A 23,378-nucleotide genomic window follows, 5' to 3' on the forward strand; every position below is an offset into this window, starting at 1 on the left:
CGCAGTTCCACGTTCCCGGCCCGCGTCTGCCAATCGCGTTCGCGGTAGCCGTTTCTCTGCGCCTTCCGCTCCGGCGTCTTCTGATGATAGTCGGCACCGGTCTTTGCGCCAACCTCCAATTCCATCAGCCTTTCGGCGGCAAAACCGATCATATCTCGAAGAAGATCGGCATCCGCGCTCTTCTCGACAAGCTCTTTCAGGTCCATCATAGGTTTGGTCATCGGGGTCTTCCTTCGGTTCAGGTTGATGTTCGCAACCCGACCTTACCGAAAATTCACCGATGACCACCGCGCCTTTGATGACGTCCTACGGCGCCTCATGAAGGGCGCGGACGCCACCAAAAGCGCTACCAGAAGTTACACCTCTCCCTGGGACAGGACCTGCCGAAATGCTGTGCACCTTGATCACTGGAACACCAGAACTGCCGTTCACCGCCCTCGGCGACCAGATCATAGGCGCACCAAGCTAAAGCACGAAGCCTCACGTGCAGTATCAATATGCGAGGGTCAGTCCTCTCGCTCTCGCATACATTCGCGCCAATATGAGACACAAACCATCGATCCGAAACACTCAAACTCAATCACGTAGGTCAGGCGCCGAGCGCGCCTCACGAGACCGTATTGAGAATGCATGAAGCCGATTGAACTGCACCAAAGGACCCCGGTCCAGATGGAGGCCGGTTCGGCATACCACTCTTGTCACGACTTGAATTCCATATCGAAAAGATAGTGAGAACCTCGCAGCAAAATAGTCAAACAACCAATAACATATGCCGACGACCGCCAGAATATTCTCTCCTGCACCACCTGAGTATAGAGTTAAATAACGGGTCAAAAACCGGTCAAGACAACAGATATATGTAGCTGAAAAAGGCTAGAAACTCCTTATCAGAAGGGGATATCCGCCAGAACGGCTACGAACTTCCTGAGGTATCCTAGCTAATCAGATTGCAGCCCCTCACCGCACATTTGTCCTAAAATTCCACGTATTTATAGCAACTTACGTGTCCCTTACCCCTCCATAGGGCCAAAAAGGAGCTTCGATTAGACCATAAAGCTCCCGTCCGCCAAAGCATAAGATCATCGCGCGAGGGCCCCAACAAACCCTATCAGAAAGGATTCGTGACCGCAAAGAAATAGCGATAAGGGTACCATTTCTTCTACTAAATCGGCGAAATGCGAAGCTATTTTTTCAGTTCTTAAGAGACGCCAAGGCCATGGTATTCCGCATCCGAGTGCCTTCTATATCGTGAAATATAAGTTATCCACATAAAACTATTGAACAAATTCACTGCCAATCGCGTTTGACAATTCCAAGCTATAATTATTATGAAGGAGAGCGATATGGGAAACGACCTACGCAATAAGGGACTTCTATTCGACGAAGCCGACTTCTCACTCCCGCCAAACTATACGGCAGAAGCGCTGTTTGAGGTGGTCAAAGACCACTGCTTCCAGGAGTTTGATTACGGGTATGACGACCCCGACGCCGATCCGACCTTCGAGCTATTCGGTATGGTATCGGAAAGCTTTGAGAAAGCCACAGACGAAATCGACCGCCATTCAATCTGGCTCAAGCCAGGAGTTGGATTCCAGGATATCTTCCTTAAGATAGCTTGCGGTCTAGACGTTCCGGAAACGGTGGCTCTTGAGGCAATCACCACCGGTCAGACAGATGCGCTCGAGGAGGTTCTAGGCCGCCAAATCCGCGCCCATCTTGACGCTTCACAACACTATTCAGCGCAAGAGCTAACAGCCTACCTCGCTGACCTCAAATCCACAGCCCTTCTGGGAGCAAGGCATGAAAATCATTTTGATACACGCGGTGACGAAATGATTATAGACTTTCGGGGTAGAAACTACGGTCCAGGACGACGAATCCTTGTTGAAATCGCATACAACTGGGGGCAATGATTGATTGCCCTTTCTTTGGGGCTGTAATTTTGCAGCCCCAAAATTCTATCCTTCACATTTAATAAGTGGCAGATAGAGCCTTGGAAGGTTTTATCCGTCTCATAGGCGCCCGGCTGATCTGGCACCTATGAGACGGATAAGATAACAGCGGAAAGTGAGTGGCAGACTCCGGAACCCGGTTGGCTCATGGTCGCCCCGGCGGTCAAGGCAAGCCGGCTGGTTTTAATGGATTTCAAGCTACCGCAGCGCCCGTTTTATGTTTTGCGCCACAAGGAACGGCATCTTTCTTTGGCCGAGCGGCGATTTCTTGGCCCTCATTGAAATCGCACCGCTCTAAAAGGGGACTCGCGCTTCGACAGTCAAAGCGCTTTCGATCATCCATGACATGGCACGCTCAAAGTGCACTTGGGAAACCAGATGGAACGCTCTTTTAGTTCACCCCAAAAAAGAAAACCTGATTTCTTGGAACCCTGCACTTTTGCGAACGGTTGACCCCATAGAATTACTTAATCCGTGAACTAGCGCGCTCGTGTCGCAGTGATCGAGAGCGCTTATCGTTTTTACGATGAGGGGGGCTCCATGAGTGAAATCACACGCCGCAATCTTCTAACGATGATCGGCACTGCCGCAGGCAGTGCCGCTATGTATCATGCTATGACTTCAATGGGTTTTGCAGCACCCTCTGATTATAGCGGACCTATTAAATTAGACGGAGATCCCCAGGGAGCGAAGGTTCTGGTTCTCGGCGCCGGCCTGGCCGGGCTTACCGCCGCCTATGAAATGCGGGCAGCAGGCTATGAGGTCGAAGTGCTGGAGTTCCGTGAGAAGGCGGGCGGACGATGTTGGACCCTGCGCTCGGGTGACGAGTACACTGAACTCGGTGGCGCAACCCAGAACGTCGATTTTGCTGAAGGCAATTACATCAACCCTGGCCCATGGCGGCTACCGCATAACCACCATGCCGTTTTAGACTATTGTAAGCGGCTCAAAGTCCCTCTCGAGCCATTTATCCAGCTGAACTATAACTCCTATCTGCATCGATCGGACGCCTATGGTGGCAAGCCACAGCGCCTGAAAGACATCAAAACCGACTATCGTGGCCATATCTCGGAGTTGTTGGCCAAGGCCGTCAATCAGGGAAGACTTGATGAACTGGTCACCGCACAAGACCGAGAAGTCCTACTGGAAAGCCTGCGAGCTTTCGGCGTGTTGAACGAACAGAATGAATACGTGAAGAGCTTGGACACCAGCCATTATCGCGGCTACGCAAAGCAGCCGGGCGGCGGTGTCGGGGCAGCGCCTGAAGCTTCGGACTTGCTTAACCCGCAGGAGGTGCTGCAGTCGCGCCTTTGGGAGTATCTCGCCACCCATGAAACTGTGGATCACCAGGCACCCATGTTTCAGCCGGTCGGCGGGATGGATGGTATCGCCAAAGGGTTCGAGCGCGAGGTCGGAGAGCTTATTACCTATAACGCCAAAGTCGTCTCGCTACAGCAGGACGAGAGCGGGGTAACGGTGACATGGGAAGACACGGCCGGTGGAGGCCAGCAGACCAGCAAAGCGGACTATTGTGTCTGTACCATTCCTTTCTCCATCCTCGGGCAGATCGACCACAACCTTTCTGGTGATTTGTCCAATGCGATCAGTTCGATGTACTACAACGGATCGACGAAATGGGGCCTGGAATTCAAACGCCGCTTTTGGGAAGAAGACGAAGATATCTACGGCGGTATCAGCTACACCGATCTCGCCATCGGTCAGATCAGCTACCCTTCGACCGGCTATTTCTCCGATGGGCCGGCCGTGTTGCTGGGCGGTTATACATGGCGCGGAGAGAACTCCTACAAGTTCAATGCCATGCAGCCTGACGAGCGCTTGGAATGGGCGCTAAGACAGGGTGCCAAAATCCACCCTCAGTATCGGGATGAGTTTAAGACCGGTGTAAGCGTTGTGTGGCACAAGGTGCCATGGGTTCTCGGGTGCTCAGGCGTTTGGGAAGATCGCGACAATTACGAGGACGCCATCAAGATCGACAATCGCGTCGTCTGCGCAGGCGAGCACCTTTCTTACCTGCCTGCGTGGCAAGAAGGGGCGATCCTCTCCTCGCTTGATGCGATCTCGCGCCTCCATGACAAAGTAATCAACGGGTGAAGCCATGCGACAGATAGTTTTCTCAGCGACGATCGTAGGCATTCTCGGCGCTCTGCCGCTCTATGCCCAAGACAACGACGCAAACACGCGCCCCGCGCAAGCCACGGCGCCTGAAACCGGCGAGACCTCTCCCGAGGGCGAAGCCCGTCCACAAGAGCGTGACATAACCGCTATGGCGGATGGCGGTGAATGGGTAGAAGAATATGTCAGCGAAGATGGCGAAGAGTTGTATCAAACGCTCTGCTCCGGCTGTCATATGGCTGACGGGTCGGGGGCCATTGGGGCTGGGAAGTACCCAGCTCTTAGAGGCAACCCCAACCTCGAATATGCCGGGTATGCGACCTACATCATCATCAACGGCCAGGCTGCAATGCCAAGCCTTGGGCATTTTCTCGATGACCAACAAGTATTGGCTATCACAGACTATATTCAGACGAACCTCGGCAACGACTATGAGGCCGATGGTACGCTCGACGCCGTGGCCGACGCCCGGCCGGCCGAACCCGTAGATCAGAACACGGAGGAACACGAATGATCCGCAAATTTATCGCCCCCCTCGCCGCTGTCGCAGCACTTATGACCACGAGCGTATACGCTCAAAGCTCGGAAGTTGTTCGCCACGGTTTGCCGGATTCAGACTTCCCGATCTTGCAGGCCGTTGAAGTGCCCGCGGATGCAACCTTGGTTTACCTCAGTGGCACCGTGCCGACGGTCGCCGATGAGGCGGCCGAGAAGGGTTCACCCGAATACTTCGGCGATACGGCAACCCAAACCGCCAGTGTGCTCGCTTCAATTGAGAAAAAGCTTGCCGGGCTCAATCTTGACATGGGGGACGTCATCAAAATGCAGGCCTATCTTGTTGCTCCAGAGGGTAGCGACGGGATGGATTTCCAAGGTTTTATGGAGGGTTACACTCAGTACTTTGGTACCGAAGAACAACCTGAGCTCCCAACTCGGTCGGTCTTTGAGGTCGCAGGATTGGCAAACCCCGCATGGCTGGTAGAGATTGAGGTAGTGGCGGTAAGACAGGATTGAATATCAGTTGTACCGGCATTGCCAACTTAGCGACACTGACCTGTGAAGTTCGCCGAGTGTGATTTCTTCAGGCTGTCATTTTGAGCGCATAACCGTGCCACAGGTCGAAGGCATCTGACCTTGCGTGGCGGTATGAGACGGTGGAAAGGCGGTAGCGGCGGGGTCTGAATATTGTGTTGATTTGATCGTGGGCCGCGAGGAACCTTTGCGTCTGTCGGATCGATTTGAACCGGCCCATGACCTTCTCCCGTTTGCGGGTCGGCCGATGCGACCCCTCGATGCGATTGTTGAGCCCTTTGTGTGCCCGATGATCAGCTTCAGGCGCAAGAGCCCGGATCGGTTTGATGTAACTGCGCAATTTGTCAGTCACGACGACACGAGGCTTGCCAAACCGGGCAATCAACCTAGCAAGGAAACGCTTGGCGGCTTTGGCATTTCAGCGCGGCTGCACAAGGATATCCAGCACGTCCCCGTTTGCATCCACCGCTCGCCACAGCCACTGCTTCACGCCGTTGATCGGAACGACGACTTCGTCTAGGTGCCATTTGTCTGCAGCGGTGGGTCGGTCACGCTTGATGCAATCGGCGAAATGCCGGCCAAATCGATTCACCCATTTGCGCACGGTTTCCCGGCTGACGGTTACACCGCGTTCAGCCAGCAGGTCCTCGACATCCGCCGTGCTGAGCGCGAAGCGGTGATAGACCCAGACCGCATAGGCCACGACTTCACGGGGGAAACGATAGCCCTTCAGGCGCGGCAACTCAGATGGTATTCTCATGACAAAACGCTAGTCGTACCAAGGTGTGGCAGCAAGCTGGCAATGCCCTCACCGGTACTTGGCTGACACTTCCTTGGAGTCCGCGTTTCGGGCTTCGCGTGTGACAAGCCTCTTTACGTCGCCGTCAGGGAATAGCTGGTGCTGCGTCCACCAGCCTCGTCTTTCTCCAAGGCGCCCAAGTCGATCAGATCGAGGATGTCGCGATATGCTGTGTCCTGCGAACACTTTTCGATCTTTGCATATTTCGACGTCGTGAGTTTGCCTTCGAACCCATCCAGCAGGCGGTTGAGCATGTCCCGTTGGCGGTCGTTTATGTTGGCCGCTCCGTATGTCTCCCAGAACCGCGCCTTCTGGAACACAGCCTCAAGAATGATTTCTGCACCATCGAATGCGCGGTCCAGGCAAGCAAGGAACCAAACGAGCCACGCCGTGACATCAAGCCCGCCTTTCTGCGTTTTCTCGAGCATGTCGTAATAGTCGCTCCGCTCCTGCCGAATTTGCGTCGACATGCTGTAGAACCGCTGGGCGCTGCCTTCCGATCGCGCCAAGGCCATGTCTGCGATCGCGCGCGCAATGCGCCCATTGCCATCATCGAAGGGGTGGATGGTGACAAACCACAGATGAGCGATGGCGGTACGTATGACGGGATCTGTTTCGGGGGGCTGGTCAAACCATTCCAAAAACCGCGCCATCTCCGCTTCCAGTCGGTTGGCCGCAGGCCCCTCAAAATGCACGCGTTCGCGGCCATAGGGTCCTGATACAACCTCCATCGGACCGTCACGCCAATTTCCCACCCTGATCCGGGTCATTCCGCTTCGCCCGGTCGGAAAGAGAGCTGCATGCCAGCCGAACAGGCGCTCAGCATCCAGCGGCTGGTCATACGCTTGGGTCGCGTCCAACATCATCTCCACGACACCATCAACATGGCGATCAGACGGGATCAGTCCACCAATTTCGAGCCCGAGCCGCTTCGCGATGGACGAGCGCACCTGATCCTTGTCGAGCATCTCCCCCTCGATCTCGCTGCTTTTCACGACATCACTGGTAAGAGTGCGCAGCATTGCCTCGTTGCGAAGATCAAAGCCCAGACCCTCCATGCGCCCCAAAAGCTTGCCTTGACGGTGACGGACCGCGGCAAGTTGTGAAGACAGCTTGGCCTTATCCCAGATAAACTGCGGCCAATCAGGGAGTTCGTGGATGTAGGTCATATATTACGCACTCTTTGCGGATATTATACCGCTTTTTCTCCGCAAGACAACAATAACCGCCGCAAAACCTGCGGAGAATACAGACGGCAATCTCCGCATGCCCCGCCTGGAACTTGGACCGCTGGTGCTTGCGCATTGCTTCACGCGGCCTGTCCGCTCAACCGGCCATAGAAACGGTAGTGTCGCAAAGTTTCCGTTTCCCTCTTTTACTCGGGTATGTCAGCGTTGTCAGGGAGTTGGTGAAAGGCAGTTGACGTGATCGAGTTCAAGGGCGTGCATTACCCGAAATCGGTGATCCTGCACGCGGTCTTCTTCTATGTTCGTTTCGCCGTTTCCTACCGGGACCTTGAAGAGATCATGGCCGAGCGCGGGGTGAAGGTTGATCATGCCACGCTGAACCGCTGGGTGGTAAAGTTCGCATCGCTGATCGCAGCCCGGGCGCAAACGAGGAAACGGCCGACCGCCCCCTCTTGGCGGATGGACGAGACGTACATCAAAGTTAAGGGCAAATGGACCTTTCTCTATCGCGCCGTCGATCGCGACGGTCAAACCCTTGATTTCCTGCTGTCAGAACGCCGAAATCTGTCCGCCGCCCGGCGCTTCTTCAAGCGAGCGATTGCCGCCAACGGCGTGCCAGATCGGGTCGTCATCGACAAAAGCGGTGCCAACTTGGCTGGCCTGCAGGCGGTCAACGTGATCCTTAAATTCACCGGCGAAGGCCGCACAATCGAGATCCGGCAGATCAAATATCTCAATAATATCCTTGAACAGGACCACCGCTTCATCAAGCGGATCACCCGCCCGATGATGGGCTTCAAGGCTTTCCACTCGGCCGCAGCCACCATCGCAGGGATCGAGACCGCCCACATGATCCGAAAGGGGCAGATCCCCGCCGATGGCGCCACCGCCTTCCAGACATTCGCGAAGATCGCGGCATAATCATGTCCGCCGGTCGGCCCCCTTCATGCTGCCGGAAAGTTTGCGACGGAACCCTCCGGCGAAGGTTAGACCTATCCATATTCACCGTGAATAACGCTCCGCCTGAGGCTCCGGCCAAGGTTAAGCCCACCCATATTCACCGTGAATATTGCTCTGCCTGTGGTTTTGGTTGAGATGAACGCCTGGCCAATTGTTCTATGTGGCACGGGCCAACTCTCTTGCATAAAAGATGTCACGCACCTGGTCGGCGTTGTTCATCAGATGGATGATCCGCGAGCCTTATCGTGTACTGATGAAAGAAGAGATTTGTGAACATGCGCGCCATGTCACGCACAGGCAAACAAGGCTGTCGATAATGATCAGAACGTGTTCCCTGTTCCCGGCCAGGCCAAGGTTCCTACCATATGACGGTGTTCACAAACCTTTTTTCCGACCAGATTTGATGAACATGCAAAAGAGTGAGCCAGAGCGCATTTTTTCGCTCCGGCCCTTATGCGCCGCCCCGGCCTTGCCCTGCGCCGTGATCTGCCACGAATGACCGGGCGTGCCGATGGCATGGGTGGCGACCCGCGCCTGCACCGTGGGCACGGCCCAAGACACGTCGGCCACATCCGTTGACCCCATCATCGCCGGCCCGCGCGACTGCGGCGGCACGATGTAGTCGCACAACGATGAATCCTTGCGCGGCGCCAGTCCGTTCTGGCGGTACTCGGCATTGATGTCCTCATCGCTGAGCGTGGCCTGAATGCGCGCGGCATAGGCACTATCAGCATCGTCGAAAGGCACGCCGCCCAGCACGTCCATCGCCTGTTGCATGGCCTCTTCCAACGGGGTGTTGCCCTGCATGTTCGACACCGCTGACATGATCGGAATGTCGACCTTCGTCCCGGTCATCAATGCCGCACCCCCATCACTCTGTCTGTCTTTCGTGCCCGCGTATCCGCAACCTATGCTAAGGTCTACGTCAGAGCCTATCGTCAAAATGAGAGTCCTCTCTGAAGGAGGAATTAATGGATAGCATCTCATCAATCCTGCTTGCTGAAATCTCGCTGATCTCCATCAGCTCAGGGATCATCGTGGCGAGCTTGCTCGCTCTATGGCTCACGCGAAAAAAGCCAAAAAGAACAATTGACGTCAATGCAGCGGTTCGAAATGCCCCGTACCACTTACTCGGAGAAGCTGGGATCCCTATCGCTCGCATTAAGTGTTGAGAGGGTGACCGTAGCGTATGCCAAAGGAAACGGGCAAAGCGACTGAAAGTGCTTAGCGACTTGCTGTACTTTGTGGTGCGGGAGGTTCAACTCTGCAACAAATGACATCTGAAGTTCGAGAGGGACTTCAGAGAAGAAGGAGAAAGCGGGGCCCATCGCGGCCTCACCTGCGTTAAAATCCGAGATTGCGTAGGCAAGCTGATATGCGGAAAGGTTCGCACTGTACGGAGCATTCACAGTTTCAAGAACCTTAGATGCGGAGTCCATCGTCGTTTACCTCCCTACAAATGGATGTGCAGCCACTGGGTCTTCGGGATCTCATCGTTGTAGCGCTTAAGGTGCTCGTACGAGCATGGAGATCATATCAGATGGTCCGCGCAAAGTCACAGCGTTGCAAACAATACCGGAAGAGACGATCGCGAGCGTTGAGAGGTAGACGAGCAGTTGGTCACTCAATGGCTATCATTGACACACGCATCTACCGATAGCCGTGCCATTGAGACCCCGCCAATGTCCAAGGGTCCAAAAAGTATAGCAGTGTCCGCATTTCGTGTTGGTAAGTTTAGACAGCGCGTGGGACATCGCCTGACTGGGTGGTCAACTTGGAAGGGCCCACGTCGTTTGAAACTTTCGGAAGCGCTGAGGATGCAATGCCACTTGCTGCTGATCTGAGCCGATTGATCATCCCGGAGGGCTACTACGAAGATCCATCCGACCCGACGGCGGAATAGTCGCGCAGAGGCTTGATCGAGCGCAGTGCGGGCTCTTGGGCCCGCACTTATCCGCCGGGGTTCCGGGCGGATGTGTCCTGGTTTTCAGTAACCCGGGCAGACCACCACGATGACAAGGTCAGTGCCGGTAGAAGACGACCTTGAGCTTTGGTTCAAGCTGGCTCAGCCGATCGAAGTCAGCGACGTTTCGCGTGACGAGCGTGAGTTGCTCTTCGACTGAGTGGGCGGCAAGCATGGCATCCATCAAGCACTTGCGTCTCTGACCTTCATCGAAACCCAGCTCCCTGGCCATGACCCCTGCCAGGATGGCACCCCGGGCTTGTGCCGTGGGAGACACAGGCAGAATGCGGCGTTGAGGAATAGCGTCGATCAAGGCCTCGATGGTTGCAAGGGCCGAAGATGTGCGCGGATCGGCTGGATTGAGGCGACCGAAGGGGAAACATATTTCCGAGAGCGCAACGCTTGAGTGGAAAATGCTGCGGGCTGTGATGCGCGCCTCGACAGCGACAGGTAGCTTGCCTTGGAGCTGATCGATATAGACGCATGCATCCAGCATGATGGCGCCTCCGGCCACAGGCAGGCCCTCCATGAAGAGGAGATCCAAGTCAGTCCGGGTGGGGAGCGAGCGTGTCTTGCGCGCAGCGCGGGTCGCGCGAAGAACCTTTCGAATATTCAATGAGCCGCTCGATCAGATGCTGAGATCGATGTCCGCGGGGACGCGTCCTCGCGCGCGGGTGAATGCCCCCGGGAAGCCGTCTTCGGCCGCGAGGTTGGCGATGGCAAGCTCGACGAGGGCACTGTTGGCTTCTACCCCTGCTCGTTCCTTGGCAAGCCGGAGCAGTTCTGGGTTGATCCGTGCGGTCACGGTCTCCGACTTGCGCTCCAGCAGGTGAAGCTCACGCATGCTCTCCAAGACCATTGCGAGGCGGTGCCTAATCGGAGTGTCGGTCGCTTCTGCGGATTGCGGTGCCATGGCTCATTCTCCTATCCCTCTTGGATGTATTACATTCTTTGCGATTTGTCAAACATGGCATCGTTTTCGGCAACCTGGACGCGCTCCTGAGGTGAAGGCGATGCCATTCAGGGGACCGGTGTCAAAGTATCTCGAAGGGTATTTGCAGTGGTTCATCGCCCGTATCGGGAAGGTGCCGCCAGGCGATGTCTTACGCACTGTCTAAACTTACCAACACGAAATGCGTGTAGCAGCACAGCCGCGTCCAACCGCCGCCCCCTCTGGCCGCTTGGCCCAAAGCCGATTAAAAGCAAAGGCGAAACCGGGGGAGCGAACCGTTGCAAAAGATCACATTGCCCGAAAGACCCGACTGGCGCGCCCATGCGCAAGAGGTGGGCTTTACCTTTGCCGATATGCATGGCGAACCCTATTGGGACGAAACCTCGGCCTATGCGTTCTCCCTCACCCAGATCGAGAATGACATCGAAGACCCTTCGACCGAGCTTCACGCCATGTGCCGCGAGGCCGTGGCCGAGATCATCGCCAGCGAAGAGTTGATGTCCCGGCTCGCCATTCCAGATGCCCACCGCGATCTTGTGGCCGAGAGCTGGCGCCGGGGCGATCCTGAGATCTATGGCCGTTTCGATCTGGCCTATGACGGCACAAGCCCGGCCAAACTGTTGGAATATAACGCCGACACGCCGACATCGCTTTACGAAAGCGCGGCCTTTCAGTGGCAGTGGCTTGAGGACCAGTTGAAAGCAGGCCTGTTGCCCGAGGGCACGGATCAGGTCAACGGCATTCATGAGGCGCTGGTCGCCCGTTTTGGCGATGTCTTCGAGCAGGACAGCGATCTGCATTTCACCGCCGTGGCCGACAACCCCGAAGACTACGGCACCGTCGAAGCCATGGGCTGGGCCGCCCGCGAGGCGGGGCTGGGCGCGCATTACTGCGATCTCGAAACGATCGGGCTGAGCGACGATGGCCACTTCCTTGATGATCAAGACCGCCGCATTGCCGTCCTGTTCAAACTCTACCCTTGGGAAGACCTGCTGCGCGACGACTACGCCGCCCATATCCAAGGCTCGGGCTGTCTGTTTCTTGAGCCTGCGTGGAAAGCGCTTTTGTCCAACAAGGGCCTTCTGCCGGTGCTATGGCAGATGTTCGAAGGCCACCCCAATCTGCTGCCCGCGTTTTTCGAGGCTGATGTGGCCGATGCGCTCGCCGGGCGCGGCCCCGCCGCCCCCGCCTGCGCCGACGCTTTTGACCGGGCGGCGGCGGAACTGGCCGAGGCGCATGTGCGCAAGCCGATCCTTTCGCGCGAGGGGGCGTCGGTCACGATCCACCAGTCCGGCAAGGTGATCGAACAGTCGCAAAACTCTGATTACGCCGAGCATCCGCGCATCGTGCAGGCCTATGCCCCGCTGCCCACCTTCGACGGCTTCCGCCCGGTGATCGGCTCTTGGATCGTGGGCGAGACCTGCGCGGGCATCGGCATCCGCGAAGACCGATCGCGCATCACGCAGGATTTGTCACGCTTCAAACCGCACTACATTCTGGCATAGCCCACCGCTCCGCCGCCCCTTGGCAGAAAGACAACCATCATGACCAAACGCTCGAAACGGGTTTCCATCGCCATCGTCGGCGCCGCCGCCTTCACCCTTGCCGGCTGTGAGGAGGAAAAGGTCGACGCCGCCGCCTTCCCCGACCTGCAAAGCTGTCTTGCCGACGCCGCCCGTGGCGGTATGTACAGCGAACAGGAATGCGAAACCGCCTTTGACGCGGCGCAAACCCTTCATGTGGAATCCGCCCCGCGCTACGACAGTCTTGAGGTCTGCGAAGAGCAGCATGGCGAAGGCGCCTGCGGCTCGGAAGAGGCAGCGACCCAAGGCGGATCGGGTGGCATCTTCATGCCCCTGCTGGCGGGCTATCTGATCGGCAATATGATGAGCAACCGCGCCGGCATGGCGGCGGCGCAGCCGCTTTACAAAACCTCCGATGGGCGCTTCACCAATGCCGCGCGCTCCAGCACCTATTCGACAAATCGCGGTGCGGCCAAGCTCAGCACATCGCAATTCACCCGCCCCAGCACCACCATCGGCAAAACACCGATGACCCGCGCCACCGCCGCATCGCGCGGCGGCTTTGGCCGGGCGGGCGGATCGCGCGGCTTTGGTGGCTGATCGGCGCTGACGCCCTACTTGCGGCGCAGCACCGCCGCGGCAAGGATCACGATCGCCAGCGACAGCATCGCCACCGCCCAGAAGGGATCGTTGCCATGGGGGTGCACATGCGCGCCCTCATGCGCCGCCAGCGGTGCGGCAAAGGTGGCGAGGGCGAATGTCAGTTTCTTCATCTCAATCTCCTTGATCTATCACGGTGGACCGGGCGGCCTCAGGCCAGCCCCAGAATCTGGCGCGCCTGCTGCGGGGTGGCGACAGGGCGACCGGCCTTGGCGCAGATATCGGCCGCGCGGGTCACGAGGGCGGCATTAGAGGGGGCGAGGGTCTGTTTGTCCAGCCGGATGTTATCCTCCAGCCCCGTGCGCAGATGGCCCCCCGCGGCGGCGCACCATGCGTTCAACTCGGCCTGATGCCGCCCGATCCCGGCGGCGCACCACGGGATATCGCCGAAGAGCCGTTTGACGGTTTTGATATAGAAATCAAAAACCTCCCGATCCGCTGGCATGGCGTTTTTCACGCCCATGACAAATTGAATATAGGGCCGGGCCGGGATCTTGCCCGCCTCGGCCATCGCCTTGGCCTGTAGGATGTGGCTGAGATCAAAGACTTCGATCTCGGGCAGCACGCTATAGGTCATCATCTCTTCCGCCAGCCAATCGACAAGCTCGGGCGGGTTCTCATAGACGCGGTTGGGAAAGTTGTTCGACCCCACCGAAAGCGAGGCCATGTCGGGCCGCAGCGGCAACATCCCGCCCCGGTTCTTGCCCGCGCCCGAACGCCCACCGGTCGAGAATTGCACGATCATGCCGGGGCAATGTTCCCGCAGCCCTTCTTGCAGCCGCGCAAAACGGTCGGGGTCCGCCGTGGGGGTGCCATCGGCGGTGCGCACATGGGCATGGCAGATCGTCGCCCCGGCCTCAAAGGCGGCATGGGTGCTTTCGATCTGTTCGCTGATGTCGATCGGCACCGCCGGGTTGTCGGCTTTGGTCGGCAGCGAACCGGTGATGGCCACGCAGATGATGGCTGGGTTATCGGTCATGGGTGTCCTCGGCTTTCTGGAAAATCAATCGGCGCTGTCGCGGGCAAGGGCGATGACACGGCGGAGGGCTTCCTCCGTCGGGCCCGAGCTCTCCCCCACGGGCCAGTCGTAGAACCCCTTGCCGCTGCGTTTGCCAAGATGCCCCCGCTCGACCAATGCGGTGAGGCTGGGCGAAGGGTCGTGCCGGTCGCAAAGGTCCGGGTAGAGGTATGCGGCGATGCTCAGATGGGTGCCCAACCCGTTCAGATCGCGCTGGCGGAACGGGCCGGAAAGCGCCATGCGCACGCCGACGGACCATTGCACGATCTCGTCGATCTCCGCCGGGCTGGCGACCCCTTGGTCCACCAAATGCAGACATTCGCGCATGATGGCATGTTGAATGCGATTGGCCACGAAACCGGGCGGCGCGTGATCGAGCCGCACGGGCCGCCGCTCCAACCCGCGCAGCAGGGTCATGACCTCGGCGCAAAGCCCTTCGGGCGCGTCTTCAGCTGCGACGACTTCGACGGCGGGGATCACATCGCCGGGGTTGAAGAAATGCGTGATCACGGCGCGTTCGGGCCGGGCCATATCCGCCGTCATCTCTTCCAACGTCAGGCCAGAGGTGTTGGACAAGATCGGCGCGCCCTCTGGCACGGCCCCCTCCAAGGCGGCGAGCACGCGGCGTTTCAGCGCGAGGTCTTCCGGCACGCATTCCAGCGCGAGATCGGCCTGCCCTGCCCCCTCCAACGCAGCGCAAGCGGTCGCCCCCGGCACCGTGGCCAAAAATGCCTCCCGCGCGGCCTCGGTCGGGTCGACCGCTTGGACCCTCCAGCCGTGCTGGCCAAAGAGCCTGCCGATGGATTGGCCCATCGTGCCCGCCCCCACGATGATGATGCCTTTGGCCATGTAATCCCCCTCCCGGATATCAGTTGTTTACTTATCACCAGCGCGTAGTGATAAGTAAACAGCGAATAGGAAAAAGGATACCGCCCCGTGACCCAAGACCCCTCTCCGCGCCATGCGCTCGTCACCGGCGGGGCGCGCAACATCGGCCTCGGCATCGCGCGCAGGCTGCGTGAAGATGGCTGGCGTGTCTTCGTCCTCGATATCGAAGAGCCCGAAGACCCAGCACTTCAGGCCGACGCGCAGCGCGTAGATCTGACGGACATCGCGGCGACCACGGCTGCCCTCCAACACATCCTCGCGCAGGGGCCGGTCACCTGTCTGGTCAATAACGTCGGCATCGTGAAACCTGCGTCTTTCGACGCTGTCGACCTCGACGATTTCGACTCCATCATGCATCTGAACCTGCGGCCCAGTATTTTGGCGGCGAAACTGGTCGTGCCGGGGATGCGCGCGGCGGGGGCTGGGCGGATCGTGATGAACACCAGCCGCGTCACCAAGGGCAAGATCGACCGCACGCTCTATTCCGCGAGCAAGGGCGCGATCCAGTCGATGGCACGGACTTGGGCGTTGGAGCTGGCGTGCGACGGGATCACCGTGAACTGCGTCGCCCCCGGCCCCATCGCCACCACCGCCTTTTGGGAGAACAACCCCGAAGACGCGCCGGAAACCCGCGCCATCGTCGATGCGGTGCCGGTGGGCCGGATGGGAACGCCTCAAGATGTGGCGCAGGCGGTGTCCTTCTTTGCCGATCCGCGCAGCGGCTTTATCACCGGGCAGACGGTCTTTGTCTGTGGTGGCACGGCGGTCGGGTAATCAGCCCTCGGGGGCGAGGGCCGCAAGCAACCTGCGCAGAACCGGATTGCGCGCATCGCGCAGATAGGCCAGCCCGATCCGGCTTTGCACCTTGGCGTCACGGATCGGCAGAAAGGACACGCCCGCATCCTTCATCCGCGCGGCGGAGGCGGGGACGAAAGCCACCCCCAGACCCGCCGAGACGAAGTTTACAATGGCGGTGAACTGCGGTGCGCGATGGGCCACGCGGGGGGCGAAACCGGCATCGGCGCAGAGTTGATAGGCGCAGGCCGCGAAACCCATATCGGGGCCGAGATGGCTGAATATGAAACTCTCCTCGCGCAGCGTTGCCATGGAAACCGAAGGCACCCCGGCAAGACGGTGGTCGGGTGGGACGGCCAGCAGAATATCCTCGGTATGGACGGTGCGCGTGGCCAAATCCTCTGGCACGCCGGAAAGCGGCAGGCGCACGAAACCCGCGTCGAGCCTGCCCGCCACGATCTCGGCGATTTGCAGGTCCATGTCCAACTCGCGCAGGATCAGATCCACCTCTGCCGCGCCCGCGCGCAATTCGCGCAGGAGCCGCCCGAGGATCCCGGCGTAGGAGGCCGAGCCGACATAGGCCAATTCGATCCGCCCGCGCTGGCCGCTGCGCGCCGCTTCGGCCAATGCCTCGACCCGCCGGGCCTGTTGCAGCAGGGCACGGGCCTCGGGCAGGAGCGACTTGCCGAAGTCCGTCAGCATCACCCTGCGGCGGTTGCGGTCAAAGAGAAGCTCACCGCCAAAGGCAGTTTCAAGATGTTTCAGCTGCTGCGTCAGCGCCGGTTGCGCCACGCCGAGCGCGGCTGCCGCTTGACCGAAATGCAGCGTTTCCGCGATGGCGACGAAGACCTCATACTGGCGCAACGTGGCGGTGAGTGGCGTTTCCATGCGGCCCCCTGAACTGACGTCAGAGGGTTTTCACACGCGGGCCGGTGATAAGCAAGTTAGATCACCGGCCCCTACCCCTCCGCCGCGCGGGCGCGGCTGCGGCGGGCGTGCAGGGTCTCGGCATCGGCCAGATCGTCGCTTTCGACCTTAACCGTCTCATGCCCACCGGGGCGCCGTGCGCGCTTGCGCCGAAGCGGCCCGCTGTCATCGTTTTCCCGTGGGAGGATCAGCCGGTCGACCAAAGTGCGGCGGAGGCCGAGGGTCGAGGTCAGATCGAAGACCCGCGCGGCGACCGCGTCAGCCTCTTGCGGCTGGACCAGCAACTCAAGCCGCGTGACGGGGCGGGATTTCTTGCCCTGCCCGCTGAGCATCATGAGATCGACCACGCCCTCCATGCAGCGCAACCGATCCACCGCCGCGCCCAGTTCTTCGCCTGTCATGTCGTCAATATCGCAGGCGAATTGCACGAGACTGTCCTGCGCGATGCCCGCCGTGGCGGTGTCAAAGACGCTCACGCGGAGGATATTCGGCAGGCCTTTCATCACCCGCATCCCCGCGCCCGAGCCGGTGCAGCGCAGCCGCCCCGGTGGACGGCTGGCGATAGGGCTACCGGAGGTAAGATGGGCAAGGATCGCTGCCCCCGTGGGTGTCACCCGCTCGCCCGGCACGCCGTCGTCATGCCAATCATAGCCTTGCAAGATCAGCGCCGTGGCGGGCGCGGGAACGGGCAGTTTGCCATGCGCCGTTTCCACCAGCCCGCCGCCGAGCGGCAGCGGCGCAAGCGAGAATGTCGCCCCCGCCAGCGTGGCGCAGATGCTGCCTGCGGCGGTCACATCCATCAGCGCGTCCCAATCCGCGATCTCGTGGAAATGCACCCGGTCGATGGGGATGTCATGGACCTGCGCTTCGGCCTCGGCGATCCGGTGAAGGATGGCGCAGGCGGCCTCCGCCGTGCCCTCTGACAGCGCTGCGTTTTCCAGCAAATTGCGCATGGCGCGATAGGTCGTTTCGGCACCGTGCCGCCTGCCGGCGTCGGGTGCTGTCAGCACCAGCTCAAACCGCCGCGAGGTAATGCCCGAGGCGACATGTTCGCTCAGTTCCGCATGGCCCACCTCGGCGGGGAGGACGGCGGCGACATCGGCCAAGGCGCGCTCGGCCAGATCGGGGAAGGCATGCAACATCGCGGCGATGAACATATCCCCCGCCGCCCCGCCAACGGGATCGAGGTGTAGGTGAAGCCCCTGCCCCCGCATCAATGCCCCTCCGGCCAAGGGTTGCGCAGCAGGCCGTCGTTGAACTGCATCTCTTGCAGATCGCCAATCACCTCCAGCCCCGGACGGTCGCGCAGTTCCGGCAGCATCGCCTCGGAAGCATAGAGATACTCAAGCTTCAGCGTGTTGGGGATACGCAGCAGCCGGACCTTGGTGATATCCTCGGCCCCGCAGGTCTTGACCGCCGTCTGGATCGCGGTGCGGTCGCAGGGCATGACCATCGGAATTTTCGACTGTTTCAACACCTGCGAGGTGATGGCATTGGCATAGACCGCCTCGCGGTCGAAATCCTGCTCCAACCGCTGCGTGATCACATCCGCCCGCGCCGCGCCATTGCCATTGCCGTTGCTGCGCGGCGAAAGGCCAAGCGCCACCAGCCGCGAGATATGCAGATGGACCTGCATCTTCTCGCTCGAAAACCGATGGGTGATATTGGGGTCCATCCCGGTGCCTGAGAACTCCTTGCCGATCTCATCCACCACCAGCACATCCAGATCGCCCGAGGCCGAAGGCGCGTCCAGCGGCCCCAGCGGCAGACGGGGCATGTTGCGCATCGCCTCTTGCAGATAGGGCGCTTCGGCCTCCAGCATCCCGTCACTGTCGAGCGCGACCACCTGCGAGAGTTCGTCATAGGCATTCTCAATCGTGCCAATGCCGAACAGCACCTTGCAACGTTCCAGCTTCATCCGCGCCATTTTGGCCACGAAGATGCCGACGTTATCGATGCCGCGCGAATGGCAGGTTTCGGCCCCCGATTGCTTGCCCAACCCGATCGAGAGCATTTTGGCCAGCCCGCTTTCGTTCGGCGCGCGGAAAGAGGTATGCGGCTTGATCCGGTTGAACAGGATGATCCCATCGGCGGCATTGGCATGGCGGTCCATCCGCACCGACATGCCGTTGTCGAGCACGCCGATCTCATCGGTCTCCATCGAAGAGCGGATTTCGCAACCGAGGCTCTCTTCGGTCACGCCCAGTTTCGCCAGCAGCGCGGTTTGCCCCTCTGCGGTGGCGCCGCCGTGGCTGCCCATGGCGGGCACGACAAAGGGATGCGCCCCGCGCGCGCGGACCTCGGCCACGATGGCGGCCAGCAGTTCCGGCAGGTTCGCCAGCCCGCGGCTGCCCGCGGTGATGGCGATGGACATGCCCGGTTTGATCTTGCCCGCGCAATCGGCCTGCATCGCCTCTGCCACGGCGGCGCGCGGGTCGTCGATCTGGGTTGCGGCAAAGGTCTGACGGCAAAGCGCCATGCGCGGCAGCGGCGTATCCTCGACCAGTTTCACATAGTTCGGTTTCATCTGCGCTGTCCCCTTCGACATCTGTTACCCCGTGACCCCAATCGGCCAAGGCGCGAATTCCTCTTCGCCCACGCCGAGCGCTTCGGACTTGCTCGGCTCCCCCGAGGCGATGGCGAGGATGCGCTCGAAGATCCTTTGGCCCAACTCCTCTAGGCTCTGCTCCCCGTCGATCACGGTGCCACAGTTGATGTCCATATCGTCCTGCATCTTGGTGAACATCGGCGTGTTGGAGGCGAGCTTGATCGTCGGTGAGGGGTAAGAGCCAAAGCAAGACCCGCGCCCGGTGGTAAAGCAGATCAGGTTCGCGCCCCCCGCGATCTGCCCGGTGGCCGAGACGGGATCGAAGCCGGGCGTATCCATGAAGACCAACCCCTTTTGCGTCACGGGTTCGGCATAGCGGTAGACCTCCATCAGCCCCGTGCTGCCGCTTTTCTTGGCCCCGCCGAGCGATTTTTCCAGCACATTCGCCAGCCCGCCCGCCTGATTTCCGGGGCTGACAACGCCGTTGATCTGCGTGTCGCGGCCCTTGGTATAGTCCAGCCACCAATCCATGCGTTCGACCAGCTTGCGGCCCACCGCTTCACTGCGGGCGCGGCGGGTCAGCAGGTGTTCGACGCCGAAAATCTCGGGCGTTTCCGAAAGGATCGCCGTGCCGCCGTTGCGCACGAGGATATCCGCCGCCGCCCCCAGACCGGGGTTGGCCGAGAGCCCCGAAAGCCCGTCCGACCCGCCGCATTGCATCCCGATGGTGATATGTTCCGCCGAACAGGGCTCACGCCGGACGGCATTGGCCTGATCCAGCATTTCGCGCACCGCCTCTTTGCCTTCGGCAATCGCGCGGGCCGTGCCGCCGACATGTTGCATGGTGACGCAGCGCAGCATCTTGCCCTCGGCCAACCCCTCCTCTTCAAAGAACTGGGCGAGGTTGTTGCGCTCGCAACCCAGCGACAGGACCACGGCACCGGCCAGATTGGGGTGGCGGATATAGCCCGAGAGCGTGCGGCGCAGCAGGTCCATCGGCTCGCCCGTAAGCTCCATCCCGCAACCGGATTCGTGGATGAAGGGGATCACCCCGTCGACGTTCTCCCATGCCTCCATCCGCTCTTCGTCGAAGTAATTGGCGATCTTACGCGCCACGGTGGCTGAGCAATTCACGGTGACGAAAAGCCCGATGTAGTTGCGCGTGCCCACCCGGCCATTGGCGCGGCGGATGCCCATGAACTGGGCGCGCTCTTGCGGTGGCAGCAGCTTGGTCGGGGTATAATCGCGGGCGAAGGCATAGTCTTTGTCAACCGCGTCGAACTTGATGTTATGGCTGTGCAACCAATCGCCTGCGGCGATCTCTTCTGCCGCATAGCCGATCACCGTGTCGAATTTTAGGATCGGCGCGCCGCGCTGGATCGGGCGGATCGCGATCTTGTGACCTTGGGGCGTATCATGGTTGGCACGCAGCCCGTCTTGCGGCAATACCGCGCCACGGGGAACCGCCGCGGTTGCCACGACCACGTTATCCGTCGGTGATAGCAGCATCACCTTTGCGCGTCTGTCCTCTTGCATGGTCTGGCTGTCCATCGGATGCTCCCCCTCCCTTGGGTGTCGAAAAAACCGCTTCGGTAAGATGTCATTAACTGATATATTAGATTTAACAGCTATGGAAGAGCCCGCATGACCGCATCGAAGAAACCCGCCGCGCAGAGCGCACAGACCCTTGCCAAAAGCATCCTTGGCGGCGGGGCCGACTTGGGACTGTTCGAGGGCGGGCCGACGGGGCGCGGGGTTTACGCCACGCTGCGCGATCAGATCGTAAGGCTCGACCTGCCGCCCGGCACACCGCTGTTGCGTGCCGAACTGGCCGAGACCCATGGCGTCAGCCTGACGCCGCTGCGCGATGCGCTGCAACAGCTGGCCAAAGAAGGGCTGGTCAAGATCTACCCGCAATCGCGCACGCTGGTCACACCGATCGATATGTCGGCAATCCGCGAAGCGCAGTTCATGCGCATCGCGCTTGAGACAGAAGTCGTGCGCCGTTTGGCCGATGAGATCGCGCCCGAAGCCCTCACCCGTTTGCGCAGCATCGTTGCCTTGCAAAGCAGCATCTCGGACCAGCCCGGCGATGTGCCGACCTTTCAGGAATTGGACGAGGTGTTTCACCAGACCCTCTTCGTGGCGGCGGGTCATGTGCAGAGCCAGCGCATCATGCGCAGCCATGCGGGCCATTTGGAACGCCTGCGCCGCCTGCATTTGGACGACATTGATGAGGCGGGACGCATTCTGAACAACAAGGACGTGATCGGCGGCCACAGCCGCATCCTCGACGGGATCGAAGCGGGCGATGCGCCCGCGGCGATGGAGGCGCTGCGCCAGCACCTGCAACGCACCGTCGACCGGATGACCGAGAAACGGGCGGCGTTCCCGGAGTATTTCACCCCGGAAAAGCCTTAAGTCAGCGGTTGTTGGCCTTGCGCCACGCGGCGAACTTATCAAGGTTCTCTTGCTTGGTGCCGGGGTAGAGCCCGATGATCCCGGCGCCATCTTTGACCTGCTCCACCACGAAATCCTCATAGGCGGTCATCTCGACAGCCTCTTCGGCCACCTCTTCGGCAATATCCGCGGGGATGATGATAACGCAGTCGTCGTCGCCCACCACGATATCACCGGGAAAGACCGGGGCATCGCCGCAGCCCACGGGGCAGTTGATCTCAATCGCCTCATGCAGCGTCAGGTTCGTGGGGCTGGAGGGCCGCGCGTGATAGGCGGGGATCTCAAGCGCGCCGATGGTCGCGGCATCGCGCAGGCCCCCGTCGGTCACCACACCCGCCGCGCCGCGCATCATCAGCCGGGTGATCAGGATGTCACCGGCGCTGGCGGCGCGGGCATCCTTGCGGCTGTCCATCACCAGCACATGGCCCTCGGGGCAGGTCTCGATCGCGACGCGCTGCGGATGCTCGGGATTGCGGAATTCGACCAGTTGGTTGCGGTCTTCGCGGGCGGGCATATAGCGCAGGGTAAAGGCAGGGCCGACCATGTTGCGCCCCTTGGCGGCCACGGGGCCGACCCCCTGCACCACCTGATTGCGCAGCCCACGCTTATACAGCGCCGTCGCCAATGTCGCGACCGAGACCGCTTGGAGTTTCTCGCGTAGTTCGGGGCTCATGCCGCCTCTCCCTTCAGTTGATTGTCTTTCACGAATTGATCCAACACCGCCTGCTGCTGTTCCGTCAGCGGCCATGCGGACGGCGGGCGCGTGGGGCCGCAATCCTGTCCGATGGCCATGAGAGCCGCTTTGACGCCGGTGACATTGGTGCCGTTATGCTCTTCCGCGCGGATGTCCTCAAAGGCGCGCATCCCGGCGATGAGGCGGTTCGCTTCGCCGTAGTTGCCCGCATCGAGTGCCGCGTGGATGGCGACCGAGCGCTCGGGCCAGACGTTGATAAGGCCCGAGGTGAAGCCCCGCGCCCCCACGGCATAGAGCGGCGGCGCCCAGACCTCGGCCAGACCGCCGACCCAGACAATGTCTTTCGGCGCCGCTTCGATCGCGCGGGCAAGGTTCAAGGGGTTCGGCGTGGCCCATTTGACGCCCTTCACCCCGTCGACCTCGCACAGCCGCGCGATGCCCTCGGGCCCCATCGCGTCATTGCGCAGGTACAGCATCACCGGCAGCCCGCCCGAGGCATCCCGCACCGCGCGCACATAATCGACCGTACCGCGGGGGGAGACGAAGGGATCGGGCGGTTGGTGGATCATCAGCGCATCCGCCCCCGCCTCGGCGCTTGCCTTGGCCAGCGCGCAGGCATCGCGAATGCCGCGCCCGACACCCGCAAGCAGCGGCGCGCGCCCATCGACCATCTGCGCCACCTCGCGTACCATGGTGCAGGCCTCATCATTGGTCAGCGCGTAATATTCGCCGGTATTGCCGTTCACCACCGGGATATGCACCCCGGCGGCAAGCGCGCGGTCAATGATCGGCGCCAGCTTGCGCGGCGCGATCTCTCCGCCCGCGTCATAGGGCGTCACGAGGATGCCCGAGATGCCGGTAAGCGCTTTCGATAGATCATGTGTCAT

24 protein-coding genes and 1 pseudogene are annotated in these 23,378 nt (G+C 60.3%); 10 read left to right on the forward strand and 15 right to left on the reverse strand.

The features are described from left to right. A partial coding sequence (locus tag ACGYLQ_RS08685) for a transposase (protein WP_394442137.1) occupies positions 1–221 on the reverse strand: 221 nt, incomplete at its 3' end. Between the two features lie 1,122 nt (positions 222–1,343). On the opposite strand from ACGYLQ_RS08685, the gene ACGYLQ_RS08690 reads away from it, so the two are divergent. From ACGYLQ_RS08690 to ACGYLQ_RS08705, 4 genes are all read left to right on the forward strand, one after another. Further along, a complete protein-coding gene (locus tag ACGYLQ_RS08690; RefSeq protein ID WP_394442140.1) occupies positions 1,344–1,913 on the forward strand; it encodes a hypothetical protein in 570 nt (189 codons plus the stop codon). 579 nt (positions 1,914–2,492) lie between these two features. Then, positions 2,493–4,064, forward strand: coding sequence for an NAD(P)/FAD-dependent oxidoreductase (locus tag ACGYLQ_RS08695; protein ID WP_394442143.1), 1,572 nt, complete (start codon positions 2,493–2,495; stop codon positions 4,062–4,064). A gap of 4 nt (positions 4,065–4,068) precedes the next feature. Continuing rightward, positions 4,069–4,599, forward strand: coding sequence for a c-type cytochrome (locus ACGYLQ_RS08700; protein WP_394442146.1), 531 nt, complete (start codon positions 4,069–4,071; stop codon positions 4,597–4,599). Next, positions 4,596–5,099: a RidA family protein gene (locus ACGYLQ_RS08705; RefSeq protein ID WP_394415303.1), complete on the forward strand. Its 504-nt coding sequence runs from the start codon at positions 4,596–4,598 to the stop codon at positions 5,097–5,099. Before ACGYLQ_RS08700 ends, ACGYLQ_RS08705 begins: the two co-directional genes overlap by 4 nt. Positions 5,100–5,166: 67 nt before the next feature. Here the strand turns inward: ACGYLQ_RS08705 and ACGYLQ_RS08710 are convergent. Both ACGYLQ_RS08710 and ACGYLQ_RS08715 read right to left on the reverse strand, forming a co-directional pair. Continuing rightward, a pseudogene (locus ACGYLQ_RS08710) lies at positions 5,167–5,877 on the reverse strand (IS6 family transposase). A 113-nt stretch (positions 5,878–5,990) separates the two neighbouring features. Continuing rightward, positions 5,991–7,085: a Fic family protein gene (locus ACGYLQ_RS08715; protein ID WP_394442148.1), complete on the reverse strand. Its 1,095-nt coding sequence runs from the start codon at positions 7,083–7,085 to the stop codon at positions 5,991–5,993. A 255-nt stretch (positions 7,086–7,340) separates the two neighbouring features. Between ACGYLQ_RS08715 and ACGYLQ_RS08720 the strand changes: the two genes are divergently transcribed. Further along, complete coding sequence (locus tag ACGYLQ_RS08720; RefSeq protein WP_394415059.1) at positions 7,341–8,024, forward strand: IS6 family transposase; 684 nt, start codon at positions 7,341–7,343, stop codon at positions 8,022–8,024. 414 nt (positions 8,025–8,438) lie between these two features. On the opposite strand, the gene ACGYLQ_RS08725 is transcribed toward ACGYLQ_RS08720, so the two are convergent. After that, a complete protein-coding gene (locus ACGYLQ_RS08725) occupies positions 8,439–8,918 on the reverse strand; it encodes a hypothetical protein (protein WP_394415056.1) in 480 nt (159 codons plus the stop codon). Between the two features lie 116 nt (positions 8,919–9,034). On the opposite strand from ACGYLQ_RS08725, the gene ACGYLQ_RS08730 reads away from it, so the two are divergent. Next, positions 9,035–9,235 (forward strand): hypothetical protein, encoded by a 201-nt coding sequence (locus tag ACGYLQ_RS08730; RefSeq protein WP_394415053.1) that lies wholly within the window; start codon positions 9,035–9,037, stop codon positions 9,233–9,235. A gap of 849 nt (positions 9,236–10,084) precedes the next feature. On the opposite strand, the gene ACGYLQ_RS08735 is transcribed toward ACGYLQ_RS08730, so the two are convergent. Together ACGYLQ_RS08735 and ACGYLQ_RS08740 are read right to left on the reverse strand one after the other, a co-directional pair. Further along, on the reverse strand, positions 10,085–10,570 hold the full coding sequence (locus tag ACGYLQ_RS08735) for a type II toxin-antitoxin system VapC family toxin (RefSeq protein WP_394442152.1): 486 nt from the start codon (positions 10,568–10,570) through the stop codon (positions 10,085–10,087). Between the two features lie 84 nt (positions 10,571–10,654). After that, complete coding sequence (locus ACGYLQ_RS08740; protein WP_394415047.1) at positions 10,655–10,939, reverse strand: hypothetical protein; 285 nt, start codon at positions 10,937–10,939, stop codon at positions 10,655–10,657. A 317-nt stretch (positions 10,940–11,256) separates the two neighbouring features. Here ACGYLQ_RS08740 and ACGYLQ_RS08745 point away from each other — a divergent pair, with 317 nt between their 5' ends. Continuing rightward, the gene (locus ACGYLQ_RS08745; RefSeq protein WP_394442155.1) at positions 11,257–12,483 is read left to right on the forward strand and encodes a glutathionylspermidine synthase family protein; all 1,227 of its coding nucleotides are present in this window, start codon (positions 11,257–11,259) and stop codon (positions 12,481–12,483) included. Between the two features lie 39 nt (positions 12,484–12,522). Then, on the forward strand, positions 12,523–13,101 hold the full coding sequence (locus ACGYLQ_RS08750; protein ID WP_067267677.1) for a DUF1190 domain-containing protein: 579 nt from the start codon (positions 12,523–12,525) through the stop codon (positions 13,099–13,101). A 14-nt stretch (positions 13,102–13,115) separates the two neighbouring features. Here the strand turns inward: ACGYLQ_RS08750 and ACGYLQ_RS08755 are convergent, their stop codons facing one another. From ACGYLQ_RS08755 to ACGYLQ_RS08765, 3 genes are read right to left on the reverse strand one after another with little or no spacing between them, the layout of a single operon-like run. Further along, a complete protein-coding gene (locus tag ACGYLQ_RS08755; protein WP_073037890.1) occupies positions 13,116–13,274 on the reverse strand; it encodes a peptidase M23 in 159 nt (52 codons plus the stop codon). 38 nt (positions 13,275–13,312) lie between these two features. Then, the gene (locus tag ACGYLQ_RS08760) at positions 13,313–14,140 is read right to left on the reverse strand and encodes a 3-keto-5-aminohexanoate cleavage protein (RefSeq protein ID WP_394442157.1); all 828 of its coding nucleotides are present in this window, start codon (positions 14,138–14,140) and stop codon (positions 13,313–13,315) included. A 24-nt stretch (positions 14,141–14,164) separates the two neighbouring features. Further along, entirely contained in the window at positions 14,165–15,028 is an 864-nt protein-coding gene (locus ACGYLQ_RS08765; RefSeq protein ID WP_394442160.1) for a 3-hydroxyacyl-CoA dehydrogenase NAD-binding domain-containing protein, read from the reverse strand. Positions 15,029–15,115: 87 nt separating this feature from the next. Here ACGYLQ_RS08765 and ACGYLQ_RS08770 point away from each other — a divergent pair, with 87 nt between their 5' ends. Next, positions 15,116–15,841 (forward strand): SDR family NAD(P)-dependent oxidoreductase, encoded by a 726-nt coding sequence (locus ACGYLQ_RS08770; RefSeq protein WP_394442163.1) that lies wholly within the window; start codon positions 15,116–15,118, stop codon positions 15,839–15,841. Here ACGYLQ_RS08770 and ACGYLQ_RS08775 read toward each other — a convergent pair whose 3' ends face one another. From ACGYLQ_RS08775 to ACGYLQ_RS08790, 4 genes are all read right to left on the reverse strand, one after another. Then, positions 15,842–16,750: a LysR family transcriptional regulator gene (locus tag ACGYLQ_RS08775; RefSeq protein WP_394442166.1), complete on the reverse strand. Its 909-nt coding sequence runs from the start codon at positions 16,748–16,750 to the stop codon at positions 15,842–15,844. It lies immediately after the preceding gene. A gap of 71 nt (positions 16,751–16,821) precedes the next feature. Beyond that, complete coding sequence (locus ACGYLQ_RS08780) at positions 16,822–18,003, reverse strand: LarC family nickel insertion protein (RefSeq protein WP_394442169.1); 1,182 nt, start codon at positions 18,001–18,003, stop codon at positions 16,822–16,824. Then, positions 18,003–19,337 (reverse strand): lactate racemase domain-containing protein, encoded by a 1,335-nt coding sequence (locus ACGYLQ_RS08785; protein ID WP_394442172.1) that lies wholly within the window; start codon positions 19,335–19,337, stop codon positions 18,003–18,005. The genes ACGYLQ_RS08780 and ACGYLQ_RS08785 overlap by 1 nt, the downstream gene beginning before the upstream one ends. A gap of 3 nt (positions 19,338–19,340) precedes the next feature. Continuing rightward, on the reverse strand, positions 19,341–20,888 hold the full coding sequence (locus ACGYLQ_RS08790) for a UxaA family hydrolase (RefSeq protein WP_394442175.1): 1,548 nt from the start codon (positions 20,886–20,888) through the stop codon (positions 19,341–19,343). Between the two features lie 93 nt (positions 20,889–20,981). On the opposite strand from ACGYLQ_RS08790, the gene ACGYLQ_RS08795 reads away from it, so the two are divergent. Next, the gene (locus ACGYLQ_RS08795; protein WP_084729401.1) at positions 20,982–21,758 is read left to right on the forward strand and encodes a GntR family transcriptional regulator; all 777 of its coding nucleotides are present in this window, start codon (positions 20,982–20,984) and stop codon (positions 21,756–21,758) included. Position 21,759: 1 nt separating this feature from the next. Here ACGYLQ_RS08795 and ACGYLQ_RS08800 read toward each other — a convergent pair whose 3' ends face one another. Next, a complete protein-coding gene (locus tag ACGYLQ_RS08800) occupies positions 21,760–22,470 on the reverse strand; it encodes a ribonuclease activity regulator RraA (protein ID WP_271690337.1) in 711 nt (236 codons plus the stop codon). After that, on the reverse strand, positions 22,467–23,378 hold the full coding sequence (locus tag ACGYLQ_RS08805; RefSeq protein WP_394442178.1) for a dihydrodipicolinate synthase family protein: 912 nt from the start codon (positions 23,376–23,378) through the stop codon (positions 22,467–22,469). Before ACGYLQ_RS08805 ends, ACGYLQ_RS08800 begins: the two co-directional genes overlap by 4 nt.

It is taken from the genome of Sulfitobacter sp. 1A12779 (genome assembly GCF_043557315.1).
GTDB classification, from domain to species: domain Bacteria; phylum Pseudomonadota; class Alphaproteobacteria; order Rhodobacterales; family Rhodobacteraceae; genus Sulfitobacter; species Sulfitobacter faviae.

What these genes read in the sequence shown, in the direction of transcription:
- ACGYLQ_RS08690 (WP_394442140.1), top strand. Translation starts at nt 1,344, where the DNA reads ATGGGAAACGACCTACGCAATAAGGGACTTCTATTCGACGAAGCCGAC.
- ACGYLQ_RS08695 (WP_394442143.1), top strand. Translation starts at nt 2,493, where the DNA reads ATGAGTGAAATCACACGCCGCAATCTTCTAACGATGATCGGCACTGCC.
- ACGYLQ_RS08700 (WP_394442146.1), top strand. Translation starts at nt 4,069, where the DNA reads ATGCGACAGATAGTTTTCTCAGCGACGATCGTAGGCATTCTCGGCGCT.
- ACGYLQ_RS08705 (WP_394415303.1), top strand. Translation starts at nt 4,596, where the DNA reads ATGATCCGCAAATTTATCGCCCCCCTCGCCGCTGTCGCAGCACTTATG.
- ACGYLQ_RS08715 (WP_394442148.1), bottom strand. Translation starts at nt 7,085, where the DNA reads ATGACCTACATCCACGAACTCCCTGATTGGCCGCAGTTTATCTGGGAT.
- ACGYLQ_RS08725 (WP_394415056.1), bottom strand. Translation starts at nt 8,918, where the DNA reads ATGACCGGGACGAAGGTCGACATTCCGATCATGTCAGCGGTGTCGAAC.
- ACGYLQ_RS08730 (WP_394415053.1), top strand. Translation starts at nt 9,035, where the DNA reads ATGGATAGCATCTCATCAATCCTGCTTGCTGAAATCTCGCTGATCTCC.
- ACGYLQ_RS08740 (WP_394415047.1), bottom strand. Translation starts at nt 10,939, where the DNA reads ATGGCACCGCAATCCGCAGAAGCGACCGACACTCCGATTAGGCACCGC.
- ACGYLQ_RS08750 (WP_067267677.1), top strand. Translation starts at nt 12,523, where the DNA reads ATGACCAAACGCTCGAAACGGGTTTCCATCGCCATCGTCGGCGCCGCC.
- ACGYLQ_RS08755 (WP_073037890.1), bottom strand. Translation starts at nt 13,274, where the DNA reads ATGAAGAAACTGACATTCGCCCTCGCCACCTTTGCCGCACCGCTGGCG.
- ACGYLQ_RS08760 (WP_394442157.1), bottom strand. Translation starts at nt 14,140, where the DNA reads ATGACCGATAACCCAGCCATCATCTGCGTGGCCATCACCGGTTCGCTG.
- ACGYLQ_RS08765 (WP_394442160.1), bottom strand. Translation starts at nt 15,028, where the DNA reads ATGGCCAAAGGCATCATCATCGTGGGGGCGGGCACGATGGGCCAATCC.
- ACGYLQ_RS08775 (WP_394442166.1), bottom strand. Translation starts at nt 16,750, where the DNA reads ATGGAAACGCCACTCACCGCCACGTTGCGCCAGTATGAGGTCTTCGTC.
- ACGYLQ_RS08780 (WP_394442169.1), bottom strand. Translation starts at nt 18,003, where the DNA reads ATGCGGGGGCAGGGGCTTCACCTACACCTCGATCCCGTTGGCGGGGCG.
- ACGYLQ_RS08785 (WP_394442172.1), bottom strand. Translation starts at nt 19,337, where the DNA reads ATGTCGAAGGGGACAGCGCAGATGAAACCGAACTATGTGAAACTGGTC.
- ACGYLQ_RS08790 (WP_394442175.1), bottom strand. Translation starts at nt 20,888, where the DNA reads ATGGACAGCCAGACCATGCAAGAGGACAGACGCGCAAAGGTGATGCTG.
- ACGYLQ_RS08795 (WP_084729401.1), top strand. Translation starts at nt 20,982, where the DNA reads ATGACCGCATCGAAGAAACCCGCCGCGCAGAGCGCACAGACCCTTGCC.
- ACGYLQ_RS08800 (WP_271690337.1), bottom strand. Translation starts at nt 22,470, where the DNA reads ATGAGCCCCGAACTACGCGAGAAACTCCAAGCGGTCTCGGTCGCGACA.
- ACGYLQ_RS08805 (WP_394442178.1), bottom strand. Translation starts at nt 23,378, where the DNA reads ATGACACATGATCTATCGAAAGCGCTTACCGGCATCTCGGGCATCCTC.